Origin of the sequence: Vibrio sp. 10N.222.49.C9 (assembly GCF_041474985.1) — a bacterium.
Taxonomy (GTDB): Bacteria; Pseudomonadota; Gammaproteobacteria; order Enterobacterales; family Vibrionaceae; genus Vibrio; species Vibrio crassostreae_C.
On sequence record NZ_JBFRVD010000044.1, the window covers coordinates 80,249 to 94,179 of the forward strand.

General features: G+C 39.8%; 11 protein-coding genes and 1 pseudogene. 10 read left to right on the forward strand and 2 right to left on the reverse strand.

Features of this window, described 5'->3' with window-relative positions:
* Together tssM and AB4585_RS18700 are read right to left on the reverse strand one after the other, a co-directional pair.
* The gene (gene tssM / locus AB4585_RS18695; RefSeq protein ID WP_372155360.1) at positions 1–3,393 is read right to left on the reverse strand and encodes a type VI secretion system membrane subunit TssM; all 3,393 of its coding nucleotides are present in this window, start codon (positions 3,391–3,393) and stop codon (positions 1–3) included.
* 61 nt (positions 3,394–3,454) lie between these two features.
* The gene (locus AB4585_RS18700) at positions 3,455–4,768 is read right to left on the reverse strand and encodes a type VI secretion system ImpA family N-terminal domain-containing protein (RefSeq protein WP_371714317.1); all 1,314 of its coding nucleotides are present in this window, start codon (positions 4,766–4,768) and stop codon (positions 3,455–3,457) included.
* A gap of 688 nt (positions 4,769–5,456) precedes the next feature.
* Here AB4585_RS18700 and AB4585_RS18705 point away from each other — a divergent pair.
* From AB4585_RS18705 to AB4585_RS18750, 10 genes and pseudogenes are all read left to right on the forward strand, one after another.
* Complete coding sequence (locus AB4585_RS18705) at positions 5,457–6,062, forward strand: hypothetical protein (protein WP_136974941.1); 606 nt, start codon at positions 5,457–5,459, stop codon at positions 6,060–6,062.
* Between the two features lie 9 nt (positions 6,063–6,071).
* Complete coding sequence (gene tagH / locus AB4585_RS18710) at positions 6,072–7,568, forward strand: type VI secretion system-associated FHA domain protein TagH (protein WP_372155815.1); 1,497 nt, start codon at positions 6,072–6,074, stop codon at positions 7,566–7,568.
* Positions 7,561–8,061, forward strand: coding sequence for a type VI secretion system lipoprotein TssJ (gene tssJ, locus AB4585_RS18715; protein ID WP_029222546.1), 501 nt, complete (start codon positions 7,561–7,563; stop codon positions 8,059–8,061). The genes tagH and tssJ overlap by 8 nt, the downstream gene beginning before the upstream one ends.
* An 11-nt stretch (positions 8,062–8,072) precedes the next feature.
* Positions 8,073–9,398 carry a type VI secretion system baseplate subunit TssK gene (gene tssK / locus AB4585_RS18720; protein ID WP_017062572.1) on the forward strand — a complete coding sequence of 442 codons (1,326 nt, stop codon included), beginning with the start codon at positions 8,073–8,075 and terminating at the stop codon, positions 9,396–9,398.
* Positions 9,395–10,186, forward strand: a complete 792-nt coding sequence (icmH, locus tag AB4585_RS18725; protein ID WP_029224648.1) for a type IVB secretion system protein IcmH/DotU — start codon at positions 9,395–9,397, stop codon at positions 10,184–10,186. The genes tssK and icmH overlap by 4 nt, the downstream gene beginning before the upstream one ends.
* A 148-nt stretch (positions 10,187–10,334) precedes the next feature.
* A complete protein-coding gene (locus AB4585_RS18730; RefSeq protein ID WP_372155816.1) occupies positions 10,335–11,849 on the forward strand; it encodes a PAAR-like domain-containing protein in 1,515 nt (504 codons plus the stop codon).
* Between the two features lie 9 nt (positions 11,850–11,858).
* On the forward strand, positions 11,859–12,605 hold the full coding sequence (locus tag AB4585_RS18735; RefSeq protein WP_372118549.1) for an AHH domain-containing protein: 747 nt from the start codon (positions 11,859–11,861) through the stop codon (positions 12,603–12,605).
* Positions 12,606–12,617: 12 nt separating this feature from the next.
* Positions 12,618–13,193, forward strand: a complete 576-nt coding sequence (locus AB4585_RS18740) for an imm11 family protein (RefSeq protein ID WP_102429255.1) — start codon at positions 12,618–12,620, stop codon at positions 13,191–13,193.
* A gap of 12 nt (positions 13,194–13,205) precedes the next feature.
* Positions 13,206–13,697 (forward strand): hypothetical protein, encoded by a 492-nt coding sequence (locus AB4585_RS18745; protein ID WP_372155817.1) that lies wholly within the window; start codon positions 13,206–13,208, stop codon positions 13,695–13,697.
* Between the two features lie 145 nt (positions 13,698–13,842).
* Positions 13,843–13,911, forward strand: a pseudogene (locus AB4585_RS18750) (IS200/IS605 family transposase); the annotation flags it as partial.
* Positions 13,912–13,931 lie beyond the last annotated feature (20 nt).

The following is a 13,931-nucleotide window of genomic DNA, read 5'->3' on the forward strand; positions in this document are numbered from 1 at the left end:
CTATATAGCTTCGGGTAGAGTGAAGTTATACAGCTCCGCTAACGTAAACGGGTTTTTCTGAGTCAAAGGAGTGATTCGCAAGCTCAGATCTCTGCCTGATACTTTTATATCACTCACGAAGCTACCGTTATGGGTATTTGTTAACGTTGAGTCACCAAATAACCGATAGATAGCCCATTGACCATTCTTGCTTAGTACATGTTGTTTACCTTCGTCTGTTACATCTTGAATTGTTATACTGATATTGAAATCTCCATTTTGAGGAGGCCACTCAAGTTCGCGAATTCTGCTGGGACCATGGTAATAGTTGATATTTGAGTCCGCTATTTTTAAGCTTGCTCTGATCGCACTAGAATCAAGATCAAGTACCTTCGCACTAAATGGAAGGTACAAACGGTTTGTACTCTTGTTGATTAGTGTATCTCTGATGACATTGTAATTTCGTAACTGAACAAGCAGTTCTGGTGAGAGAGGCATAATTTCACCTTCTACTTGTTTTGGCGTCCATAGGTTTGTGTCATAAAAAGGAGCGAAATTTTTATCGATAAATGCATCAAGCAAGCCTCCCGATGCGAAAAGCAGCTCAAAGTCTTCGATCGAAATTTCTTCTGTTGCACTTAGATCAAAAGGGTACCTTCCTAAACCTAACTCTTTGAACTTAGAATAGATCTCACTATACCAAAGAGTCTGTATTCCTTTTGATGATTCAGAAATCATCACGGACCAGCTCTGGTTAACTACGTCTAAAAGCCAACTTCTTACTGGCTCAGGAGATTTTTGTGCAATTTGTTTTAAACGAATCAGAGGATCGGCATCCGTACTACTCATCCGGTGTTGTGCTGCAGACAACGCTGCCATTTGAGGGTCCGGTGCGTCTGCTATATCTTTCATATACGTACGAACTCTGCTCAGTGCAGTTATCGTTTCATCCCATGGTGTAGGGGAGTTTGGGGTTTCGTTAATTTGCAATTGATTCAAGATGTGGAAAGCTTGTTCAACTCTTTTCATTAATAAGTAGTCAGGCTTTACAACTTCTTCAACGAGTTCTGGTGCTGCTTTTACGGCACCCGTAAGTTTAGGGTTAACTTGAGCCATTAATGCTCCTTGTTGACCGATCGGTGAAAACTGCGTGTTTGTATAAACTTGTTTTAGAACCGTTGTCATCGGAGAAGATGGGCCAGAGATCAGATCAATGGCGTTAGTAATCTCCCCTATATTGTTATAACGCTTTACTTTTAGTTCGCTTAAAGCATTTCGCCAATAACTGATGTAGTCATCCGTATATTTTTTTCTTACTTGCTTCTTGAATGTCTCTTGTTCTTTGTCTGTTGGGATTACGTGGTTTGACAAACCCAATACCCAGTTGTCGGTGATGACTTGTTGCGACATTAAATCGACGCGAGGGCGGTAAAACGTACTGAAGCCTGTAGATGTGTAAACTTTATCGATTTCTAATCGTTGAGGATCCAAGTTGTCGTTGAAGACATTATTAAAGTCGAAACCGACTGCTCGCTGTAAATTCAAAGTGCCTAAATCAATGTCACCTGCTTGTTGTAACAAGCTGGCGTACACAAGATCTACATTTGAACTAGAGAGTAGAGAACGTCTTGTCGCACGCACCATATTCATGTTGATCGATACAGGTTCAAAATCAGTGCGGAAATATGCGTCCAAATATTTCATCACTGTCGTGATCGAGTCTGGTTGATCACTGAGTTTTTGGAGCGTTGACATCGTTTGCTGACGTAGAAATTTTATCTCGCGTTTTGTAGGATCATTCAACATTAAGTAACCTTTTAGTAAAGGCAGTGCATTATTAACGTTGTCTTGATTTTGTGTTAGTTGCAAACGATAACCTTGCTCAATTACTGGCATTAAGTGGTTTCTAATTTGCATTATGAGGGCGTTATAAGCGATTTTCGTACTTTCATCGAGACGACTTACATTCATATTCACAAGTTCATTATCTAGCGCTTGTGAGCCACTAAGCCATGCTTGATAAGATGGTTGTACAGTTTGGATCGCACTTGAAAGAGAACTTTCAAAAGAATTGCCTTTTGGGTAAGACGATTGTGAATCATCTATACCAATAAGCTGACTAATCACTCTCAGGTTGTCATCTAAAGTCGTTGAAAACAGGTAAGCACCACTACCTAGTAAAATAATGGAAGCTGCAACGGCTAGACGGCTCTGCCTCTGGATCATCCTAAGGTAAGTCTTGTTTTCACCTGCGAAATCAGATTCAGGCAGGATCTGAGAGTCCATTAAGAAACGCGTAAAATAGGGCGTTTCTGTTAACTGAGTATGTTCCGACGCAATGATCGGCAAGTTAAAGTAGTTGCTGCAACTCTTAGCTAATAGGTTGTATTTTCTACCACCTTGGATATTCGATATAAAAAACACTTCACGGATATCAAGAGAATAAGACCCAGTATTGAGTTCTGAAAGTCGTTCTATCACAGAAGCAATTTCAGACTGACACAATTCGAATTGTTTAGGGAATGCTAATATGGCTTGCTTCTCGTTAACGTCATTAGAGTGAGACGACGAATCTAACGCATTGCTCTCCATTACTTTTACTAAATTACGGAAGCTATCATGGTAGTACTCAACAAATACACCTTTAGCTTCCTTTAATGGAATTGATAGAAATTCAACCGAGGTCTTTAAAGAACTAAAGTGTATGTATTCCTTAAAGCCTTCTAGTTTATCGAGTTTAGACATCATTAGATAAAGAGGAATTGCCGATGATGTTTTGTCACTTACTGACTCTAATCGATGATTCAGAGCAGTTAATGTATAGTCAATTTGCTCTGATTCAGAAACGATTAAAAATTCAAAATCGATAAAGAAAAGACAACCTGAAAATGGCTTTCTAGGCTTGTGTTTAATGACCTCATCTACAAATGTGTTCCACAGAGCGCTATCGTTACTTGATACTTCTTGAAACAATAGGCGTTGATCCGGTTTGATATACACGGCGGAGTCTGACTCATACCATTCGAAAAAATCATTCTTTGCAGTACGAGTCTGATCCATTGGCTTGATTGCACTGGAGTTAAGTAGAAACTGAGTTCGACCCGCGTATTTATTGCCAATCATTAAATAGATTGGCTTTTTATTGGAACCAGAAAGAAGCGGACGGATGACCATGGCTAATGCTTCTTCTTCTGTTTCCAGCTTTAGGGCTTTAGTGTTGTTTTTCTTTTTTAGCCACAACGTTACCTGAAACAACGAATAGAAAATTGTTATAGCACCTAAAGCAATCCATAGGTAAAACTTGTCTGTTATATCTAGCCAAAGGATATAGATTGCAGCGATCGTAGCAGCAAGAAAGAGGAAAATGGCCGTTGATATAACAACAGGGTTCCTCATTAGTTTGTGTTTTAACATAAGCCTATTTCGTTGTTTTGAGTTTGTTGTAATACCGAGTCTTAAGACGGTTTTATGAGTTTTACGGTTTATTTGCTGACAGATCTGATTCTAAGGTTTTTATTTTGTGTAAATAGACGTTCAGTATCCGAAGAGATTTCTGTAGTTCTTTTTGTTGTTGTTCTTTTTCTGCATATTCAATGCGGCCAATCAATGGAAAAAGAGAGTTACTGTACTCATAAGCTCGTGCTGTCTTTTTACTTTCACTTCCTCTAATTACATTCGCAAATACAGTCCTGGCGTTAGAAAAGCGTCGGTGAAGTTGGGCGTAATCTGTGTTTAACTTTTCTTGTTCATTGGTGAACTCTTGGCGTAATCGTAGAATAGAAGACGAGTCCGGATATAGCTTGGTCAAATCAAGCGTCAATCGGTCTAAAATATCGATCTGATACACTTTGATTGGATCGGCAACCCAACCTTTCATTAGTGTGTCTAATTGGTTTACGACATTAGGTCTAACATCTTGAGAAATAGGAGCATATTCATATCTTAATGAATGTGCTATTTCATTAAGTTGTGAGATATCAGATGTGATGATTTGTTTAGTCAGATCATTTAGTTGGTATTGCTTATAAAAGAAGTGAGAGGACAATGCTAAAGCAAGAAATCCGGCTAACAGGTAGACGACTAAATAATTAGAGGGTGTTTTATCGTCGACTTTCGATGTTGTTGCAGATTGCTTATTTGACACATCAATTTTAATGGTTGATGGTTGAGCCACTGGTGTTGGTTGTTTATTTTCTTCTGGAGCTCGGTACTTTCGTTGATTCTCTGCTTCGCGCAGGTTTGCTTCGGTCTCTTTATGTTCATCAACCCATTGCTTTAAGATTCGACGTACCCCACCTAATGAAGGTGCTTTTATACCGTAATGTAGTCTTAGTTCTTCTTCAATTCTCATACATAAGCGATGGCAAGTTTCGATCAGCAGTACGTCGTCGGGGTTTGTTTTAATCGACTTTATTCGTTTTTCTGTGTGTTCAACCATCCAGTCTATCGCCCCAATCCTTGCGTTTGATTTTGTAACTTCTGGATATGCGGTAAACCAATAAACGACGCATAAGTCCAGAATAGAACTGAGTCCTTCAGCTAAACCTTTTAAGCCATCATTATGTGTTGCTGCGACAGTAAAGTAGCAACTACAACGGAAATCTTTGCTGTTTTTCGAAAGTATCGTTTTTGAAAGAGACTGAACCTTTTTCCAAGATACTCTCCCTGTCACCTTATTAAGGTTATTAATTTGACGTTTTATCTCTGTAAAATCATCTAATGCGTTTGGGTTAGTTCCGCTAGGCTTTTCTTCGTCAATAGGCCGTCTTGTGAAATCTGAGGAGAACATAATCTTGATATCCAACTGTATATATAACGAAATCGAAATTTAGCGATAACTAATAAATTTAGCCTCGCTTGTTTTTATATTTATATTTTTTCAAGGATTCTATAGTCAAACAGAATAATTTGAATGTTAAAAGATTTGAAAGTTCTGAATTTCAGCACTATGTGACCTTATTCACAAAAAGATCAAAAAACGTAACAATTTACGACTGAGCTTTATAAAGTTTCAGTGATGAAAGTCACGTTTATGGTCTTTGTTGGGAAAAATAATATGAACCTAACTATTCCTGTGTGTGGTGTTTTATTGATCAATAATTACTCTTATCAATGATTACATAAATATTAACTAACACTAAATTAGAAAAATGCTGGAAATGATTATGCTACAGCTTAAAGATAAAAAAGTGGCATGTTAGGTTTTTTGAATTTTGTAAATGCTAATTTTCTTGTATTGAACAATCTTCTTGCTTTAGATGATTGCTGGTCGTTTGATTTTTCAATTATTGATAGTTTTGATTTTATAAATGAATTTTATTTGTAATTATTCGTAATGCATTTTCTTGTAGATATATCGTTTTTTTTGCTAGTTATAATGTCGTAAATGGCGGGTTTGACCGTCTCCTTATTGTAAAAGACATAATACTTGCTATCTTGCTCATCTCGTTAATATATGGATGAACTCAGAGGGAAGCATGCGAAACCTAAGTCAAATCGGTCTAATATCCACAATGTGTCTTTTTTCGTCCATCGCGATCGCGAAGGGGGAAAGATATGGTGGCTCAGTAAATATGCTGAGCATAGACACTATAGAATATGAAGAAGGACCGAGTGGCCAAGTAGATGCTCTGCGTTACGGGTTCGTCCATACACGTCCAATTGATGAAAGTAACAACCGATGGCGTTGGTGGTTAGGTTTTAATTATTTGGCTGAAGACGACATCGAAGCTCCAAAGAATGGCGTGTATAACGAGGTAACCAATTACGAACTTCGTATTGTGCCTCAGTATGCTTTAGGTAGCTGGTCGGTGTTCACACCTTATATAGGTGCTGGCTTGTCTTTAGGTTACTCGCAATACTCAAACCGTTGGAAAGTTGACGACCAAGGCTTTCGTTACGGCGAACAACTTGAAGATATCGATCAATTTGAAGCTGGCGCTGTTGTTACTTTTGGTAGTGTGATCAAATTAGGAAGTAACCCAGACGCTCATTTACAAATAATCCCGCAAGCTTCATACATCTTACCTTTTTATAACGAGGGTCTAGGTGGTGTCGAGTTTAGTGTTTCTCTTCTGTTTTAAAGGCTGTTCATGCGTATAAATCAATTGGTTTTGGTGATCTCGAAGTGCCCTGAAGAATATGTTGGAGCTAAAAGTATCGAGATGCCTGAAGAAGGTGGATCTCTAGGGCGAGAAGCAGGTTGTACAGTGACTTTAACGGATCACAACCGATTCATATCTGGTACGCACTGTCTATTGAGTATATATGGAGACACTTATTACATTAGTGATGTGAGCACCAATGGAACGTTGGTTAATGGGAATAAAATCCTGAAGAATCAACCTGTCTCATTGTGTGACGGTGATAGAGTGTCTTTAGGTCAATATGAAGTGAGTATTTCTATTGAGTTGGTAACGACTTCATATGACATCGCTTCAGAAATCGCGCCAGAAAGAGACTCTACAGATCCTTTGATGAATTTGGAAGAATCCGTTGTTGAGGAAGAAGCAGAGACAGGCGCGCTTGAAGATCTCTTCATGGAAACGAAACCTGATGGAGTAGATACTCATGATCCCGTCGAGCACTTAAAATTCTCAATGCAGAGAGATGATGATTATTTGGTCCGAGACGAAAGTAACGAAAAAAATCTTATGAAGTCATCGATAGAACCACAAAGGCAAGTTGTTGATGACAGTTTAAGCATCCATTCTGAGTTCGACCTCCCTAGTCTGATTCCTGAAGATTGGATGGGGATGGAAGAAGAACAGCAGGCGAACCTGAATGCTCAAGACATCGCTGATGATCAAACTAAGATACCGAACCGTTTAAAACCAACAAACATTGAAGGTACCGATTTTAAGTCAGATACGCTTACCGGCAGTTCAGATGTTCCCAAGCGTAAACCGACAAAAGTACCGCCTGTTACTATTATCCCTAATTCCGAAAATATACAAAGCCACAAGTGGGAAGAGGTGACACAAGAGTTTGTCCCTCATACCGAACCACAAGAGCAGCCTGTTGAAAGTGAGAGTAGAACTCAGAGTAATACCGCATTGAGTGAAACTTCTTACGAACATGAAAATGTAACACATGCATTCTTTGAAGGACTGGGTGTTGATTTAGAGTCTGACACGAAACATGACGCTTTATTTTTTAAACAAATGGGCGCTTGTTTGCGATTGTGTATCGATAATTTGTACAAAGATTTACAGAGTGTTGAAGAGCTTACTGACGAAAGCTCCTTTGCTCACAATGATCTTAGCCTAACTACATTGATGTTAACGCTAAATAGTCAAAATCTATTGGCTCCAAATGAGCTAATTGAACAGATACTGGATGAACTTAGCGAGCACGATACCTTATATGCGAAGGCAATTAACGATTTGGTATTGGAGCAACTAAAAGCGAATGATCCTCAGCAGTTTGCAAACACTTTAAGCCAGGAAACGCGCTTCCTTAGTAAGTCAAAGCTATGGCAAAAGTACAGCGAACATTATGAGCAGAATACTCGACAATTCAATGAGTCGACATTTAAAGCGTTGATGAAAGACAGATACAGTAAGGTTGCAAAAGCTGATCATGCGTAAACTTATAATCCCCATTACCTTGTTTCTATTATCAGGTTGCTCTATGTGGGAGCAATTTAAAGAATCATCTGGAATTACACCAGAAACATCTTCAATTGAACTCGTGATAGAAGCGTCAGAACTTCTCAATGTACGAGAGCAGGGACAATCTTCTCCGGTCATTCTGAGAGTTCATGAACTCACTTCACCTGTTTTATTTCGTAGTTTGGATTTCTTTGCTCTATTCGAAAATGATAAAGCGTCCTTAGGTGATGAGTATATTAAACGATATGAATACCAACTGCAGCCGGGCGATGAGCTACATGAGATTTTAGAGTTAGATCCAACGACGCGTGCATTAGGTTTTTCTGTGGCATTCAGAGATATTGATGGCTCGTCTTGGCGGAAGGTTGAAGTGATCGAAGAAAAAAGTGAGTACTTTCTGAGATTAAAAGTAGAGGGTAGTGAATTATCTTCGAACAATACTCGCGGTATTGAACAGACGTATTTTTAAGGAACTGACGAATGTCTTTATATAACCCAGTTGTTTGGCAAGATGGTATGTTCATGAAGCCTCAACACTTTCAGCAACTCGATAGGTCTCAAGGCAAGTTATCTAACATGCTTAGCTCTAATAGCTCTCCCTTACACTGGGGAGTGAAAAAAATTGAGATTAACACTGAGCTACTGGCACTTGGCAAAATCGGGATCACACGAGCAGAAGGTATCTTACAAGACCGTACTCCATTTGATTTACCGCTTCTTGCTGAGCTTCCAGAAGTAAGAGATGTTGACCCTTCTATTGCGGATAAAGTGGTGTATTTATGCTGTCCACTGCCATCAGAACGATCTGAACTCTTTGGCGGAAATGGAGACGGTGCTCGCTATAACATGGAAACCCAAGAAGCCGTAGATGCATGTTATGAATCAGAAGATATGGCAAGTATTGTGGTGGGTAAGCTTAACTTTTTCTTAATGTACGATCATGAAGATAAGAGCGCATATACATCAATTCCCATTTTGAAAATTTCGGAAGTGAAGCCAGACGGAAGCATCATTCTGGATGACAACTATATTCCGACGTGCATTGATATTCACGCATCTACAGTTTTGAGCAAGTTCGCGACGGAATTCGCGTCAATGCTTAAACACAGAGCCGAATCGATTGTTCAGCGTTTAGGTGTGGTTGACCAGCAGGGCGTATCGTCTGTTGCTGATTTTATGTTGTTACAAGCCTTGAATCGTTATGAGCCGTTGTTCTGGCATTTTGCAAGTGTGGAAGGCGTTCACCCAGAGTCATTTTATCGGATCCTGTTACAAGCGGAAGGTGAATTATCTACACTGTGTTCCGCATCTCGTAGACCACAAGAGTTTACAAAATACAACCATAGCCAACTGACCGATTGTTTATCTCGTACGCTTGATAGCGCGAAAATGACATTAAGTGTTATGTCAGAACAACGTGCAATACCTTTAACATTGAGAGAGCAAAGCTATGGAATTCGAACTGCAGCAATTCCAGACAGTAAAATTGTCGAATCTACGACGTTTATTCTTGCTGTTAAAGCAGACGTACCACTTGATATTCTGCATACGCAGTTTGTAAGCCAAACCAAGATTGGTTCGATCGACAATATTCGCGATTTGATCAACTTACAATTGCCGGGTATTGAAATGAAACCAATGCCAGTGGTACCTAGAGCGTTGCCTTATCATGCCGGATATACCTATTTTGAGCTCGATAAAGCAAGTGACGAATGGAATGCATTGAATAACACCGCAGCAATCGCAGTCCATATTGCTGGCGACTTCGCGAACTTATCACTACAGCTTTGGGCTGTACGTTTATGAGTTACGCCGAAAACGACGTCACCGTAGTACTATTTCAACCAGAACCAGGCAAACCAATGGAGGTTATGCCTGCACCTGATTTATCTAGAAATATTGCGGTAAGAGACCTAAACGTGGAGAGCATGGGTGTTAACCCGTTGGTCGATCAGTTTACTTGGTTAATAGCCAGTCTCTCATGTATGTCTTCGATTCCTTGGTTGGACGATCCTGGTCCTTTTAGAGAACAAGTTGCACGAGAAATTCGTAAAGGTGAACGAAAGCTCAATGAAATGGAGTTGGATCGGGCATCAATATTGGTTATACGCTATTGCTTATGTGCAGCAATAGATGAGTCTGTGTGTAGGCAAGAGTGGGGGGCAAACAGCCATTGGAGTACAAACAGCTTATTGTCGGAGTTCCATAACGAGACATCTGGCGGCGATAAGTTTTTTACTATTTTAGAGCGCTTGAAAGCTGATCCACGAAAATACAGACACGTTATCGAATTCCTTTATTTATTGCTTCAACTTGGGTTCAAAGGCAAGTACGGCCGAGAAGAGCGCGGTAACGAAAAGCTTTCAGACATAGGAAACACAATTTATCGCTTAGTCCGAGACGAGCGTTTAGCCGAACAGGAAAAAGTAACGTTAGTTAACTTAAAGGCGAAGTATTTAAAAAAACCGCTCAAACGGGTTATTTCTCCTAAGTTAATTCTTGGCGTCAGTACAGTAATCTTTGGTGTTATGTATGCCGCGACTTACTTGGTCATTGACCTAAAATTTCAGCAGCTTCTGGATGTGTATCAGTAGCATCAGATTTAATTGTGAGATCTTCTGTCCGTTTTTAAAAATAGACTCGAAGTAACAGTCTCATCCTTCATTTTCACTACGTACTTAGAGAGATTGCAGCCTGCGATCTCTTTTATCATACATCTATTGAAATTTAATTGGATTTACTATGGGCGTAACAGTTTGTGCGAATGGACTCAGCGTAGTTCATCAAGGCTCAGGAGGAGAAGCGAACGCAACACTCCCTGATGTTTGTTTAACAACAGTCGGCAAACCTGTTGTTCCTATCCCTTATGGTAACAATGCAAAGTCCGCCGATTTAGTAGGCGGCACCACGACCGTCTCTATGGATGGCGGTAACAGCATTGCTATTAAAGGCAGTAAATTCAGCGCCAGTACTGGCGATGCAGGTGGTGATAAAAAGGGCGTAGCCTCAGGCACTATTGAAGCCGAGGCCGAATTCATATCAGCTTCTCCTACCGTTAAGTTCGAAGGTGTCGGTGTATGCCGCCTTTCTGATCAAATGACCATGAATAAAGCCAACACCATGTGTTTAGGCGGTGCTCAAAACCCTTCGGTTTCTGTGACAGAAGAGCAAGAAGGGACGTATACGGTAGACCTGTTTCTTTCTTATTCTGATGGAGAACCTGTTCAAGGGGCTACATATAAACTGATTGATCAAACCGGCGCTTCCTTTGAAGGTACATTAGATAATGCAGGCAAAGCTTCGGTGAGTGGGGTTGCACCTGGTGAATTTAACATTGACTATGGTGAAGATAGTCGCGAATTCATGCCAAACATCCCAACTAAAACTAACCCTAATTTCAACCCAAATGCGAATGCTCAATTAATTATTGAAGAAGCAAAGCGAGGCGAGGTTGGTTTTTGGGAAAACTCCTGGAAGAGAATGTCTGGCGCTGCCAGCTGGGTCTGGGGAGTAATTTTAGGTGACTTTAATGATGACTCATCGGTAGAGCAAATCATAGCCAACACAGCGCTGACAATGATTCCCGTCGTAGACCAAGCTGCAGATGTACGAGACCTGTCAGCAAATATCATGACACTATTAAGTGAAGAAGAACGAGATAAGCCAGAAAATTGGTTGGCACTCTCTTTGACTTTGATTGGTTGTGTCCCAACGTTTGGCAGTGCAGTTAAAGGTACATGTAAAGTTGCTTTGAAAGGTGGTAAAGGTACATCGAAAGACACTTTACTCGCGGTACTTCGTGGTATGGGTAAAGGTGACCCAGAAAAGTTCTTACGTACATTAGATTGGGTTGATTACGCCAAGCAGGCGAGCAATATTGTATCGGATGTTCTAAAGCCTTGTATCGAAGTGGCGAGTGAGCTTGCTTCTTTCGCCAATCGCATGGGAGCTGATGAACTAGCAGAATACTTCTTAAAGCTAGCCGATGAAGTGAAAATCATCGATAAAATGGTGCCGGATAAACTAAAAGAAGCGATGGGTGAGTTTGACCAGTTATTCGCTCGAGTTTTGGGTAAAGGTGAGAGAGCATACCCAGCAAAAGTGAAACACAATACTGGTCAATCGGCGCAATCTGGAAGAAATTCGAGTAAGACAAATGAAGAGAAAGGTAAGAATCCTGTTCGGTGTAAGATTTGTCGTCGTCTTGCTGGCAAAATAATTGGCCAGTGTGCTGAAGCTAGTAAAATAAAACAGTAAGGGGCTAAAATGGGTATTAGAGAAAATGAAGGTCGCTATATTCGTTCGCGTAGCCTTCGTGACTCTGCAGTTAAAAAGAAGCATCCACTAAACTTTATGAATAGGGCTGTAGCATCACACCATATTATTTCATGTGATGCTACACGAAGGCTTTCTAGTTATCGTCGAAAACAAATCACTTACAAAGGCTATGATGTGAATCACCTTTGGAATCTAGTTATTTTGCCGATGCAGGATAAAATCGCTTGTCACTATCAAATGCCATTACATAGATCTAGTCATAAAGACAACGCAATAGTAACTCATTATGAGAAGTCTTTAGGAGTTTCCATTGCCGGCTTACAAAGCAAGCTGGATCAAGAAATGTTGGCTGAAAATGACAGAGAAAAGAAAAAGGTCCTAGAGGACGATATTGCAGTAATCGATGTTCTAAATGGGTATCATAAAGTGGTAGGTGTAAAGTTGGCGCGTGCTCTTAAGGGGCTAAGCTGTAGAACGAATAAAGAACGATTTACTGCTAAGTTGGACGATCTATCAATAGATATACTAGGTGAGATTAGTCGAAATAAATTATTACTCTTACAGAGAGGGGCTCATTTTGCACCGGGAGAAAGCGGATGTGAGATGTGCAGTGAAGCAGCTTCAATGACCAACCGAGTACATTTTAATAGTCTAGATAGCGCTCCTAGCAAATTAGAGGTAAAAGCTTTTTGCTACAGTGGGCGTCGATTAAAAACGATCAAAGAGCAAAAATAAAGTAGGGCGTATATGTATTTCTCATTAATCTCCGAAAATTATTTCACATCTAGTGTGAACTTTGTACCTGTTGACGATCGAGAATCGTTGTACAGTACGAACCATTATCATCCTACTTCATCGGTAAATCCGATTGTATGGTTGGATAGTGAGGGGGGAAGTATCAAAAAAGTTGGACCGATTGTTGATTGTGGTGATTTATCGGTAAGCGCTAAATTTGCTGAAGCGTTAATGAGCTTCGACCCTTACGGTGTTGAGTATTATCCTTCACAACTCGATCTCGAAGATGGAAGTGTCAAAAATCGATATATTATAGCAATCAACAACATTATCGATATTTTAGATGAAGATCGCTCAGATATTGAAATATCTCCAAGAAGTGGTGAGCCCATAGTCCATGAATTGTTTTTATCAGAAGAAAAGCTAAAACAAATTCCTTTAGAAAATAGAGTTGCATTTAGAGTGAAAGGTGCTGAGACAGCAATGTTTTTTTGTGAAGAGTTGTTTGACGTTGTTGATTCGGTAACGGAATTCGATATTTTGAGAAAAAATAAAATAGATATAAATGACCTAGCTCCAAAGTTTTAAGGTAGACCATTCATGAATGATGAATATCAAGTATTAACTAAACAATCTTTAGCTAATTTCCAACTCCAACAAAGCCCTAAGCCAATTGTACCTGTAGAGCCAGATTTGTTGCTGGAAATGACCTTCTCTCCAAAATTATTTATTATCGATGATATCGCTGAAAAAGTTGAACAATTAGTGGTGCACGGTGTGGAATGGTTAGATGCTCGTGTGGATTGTTCTCCAAGCCAACCGTCGGATGATCAAATCAAGGTATATGAAGACTATCGAATGCCATACATCCACCAGACGTACAAATTGACCAATCAAGAAAAGCAATTTGGTAAGTTAAATTGGATCGATGCTGAAAATACTGAGTTTGATTTTTCTAAGTTAGAGAGCATTCCACTAGAAGAAAGGCTGATCTTCAAATTAGAAGAAGATTATGGCTTGGTTTTTATTCACCAAAGCGTGATTGATTTACTTAAGCAACATGTTAAAGATGTTTGGGTTAGAGACGTTTAAATAAATCGCTGTCAGGCGCTTTTTTATTTTCAGGCCTAAACCACCTACTTCAGTAGGTGGTTATCATTCAGTTTGGTTTTGCCTGTAGTTCTACCCATGTTAAATGCTCCCTTGATTTTTAGCGAAGTCAAAGAGGACAAATAACATGAGCAGATATAATCAAGCTTCCCACGTATTTTGGAGATGTCAATATCACATAGTGTGTACAGCAAAGGGCTTTGTTTCCTAAATCAG

Excerpts from the sequence above, each read along its gene's own strand:
- tssM (WP_372155360.1), bottom strand. The coding sequence starts at position 3,393 with ATGTTAAAACACAAACTAATGAGGAACCCTGTTGTTATATCAACGGCC.
- AB4585_RS18700 (WP_371714317.1), bottom strand. The coding sequence starts at position 4,768 with ATGTTCTCCTCAGATTTCACAAGACGGCCTATTGACGAAGAAAAGCCT.
- AB4585_RS18705 (WP_136974941.1), top strand. The coding sequence starts at position 5,457 with ATGCGAAACCTAAGTCAAATCGGTCTAATATCCACAATGTGTCTTTTT.
- tagH (WP_372155815.1), top strand. The coding sequence starts at position 6,072 with ATGCGTATAAATCAATTGGTTTTGGTGATCTCGAAGTGCCCTGAAGAA.
- tssJ (WP_029222546.1), top strand. The coding sequence starts at position 7,561 with ATGCGTAAACTTATAATCCCCATTACCTTGTTTCTATTATCAGGTTGC.
- tssK (WP_017062572.1), top strand. The coding sequence starts at position 8,073 with ATGTCTTTATATAACCCAGTTGTTTGGCAAGATGGTATGTTCATGAAG.
- icmH (WP_029224648.1), top strand. The coding sequence starts at position 9,395 with ATGAGTTACGCCGAAAACGACGTCACCGTAGTACTATTTCAACCAGAA.
- AB4585_RS18730 (WP_372155816.1), top strand. The coding sequence starts at position 10,335 with ATGGGCGTAACAGTTTGTGCGAATGGACTCAGCGTAGTTCATCAAGGC.
- AB4585_RS18735 (WP_372118549.1), top strand. The coding sequence starts at position 11,859 with ATGGGTATTAGAGAAAATGAAGGTCGCTATATTCGTTCGCGTAGCCTT.
- AB4585_RS18740 (WP_102429255.1), top strand. The coding sequence starts at position 12,618 with ATGTATTTCTCATTAATCTCCGAAAATTATTTCACATCTAGTGTGAAC.
- AB4585_RS18745 (WP_372155817.1), top strand. The coding sequence starts at position 13,206 with ATGAATGATGAATATCAAGTATTAACTAAACAATCTTTAGCTAATTTC.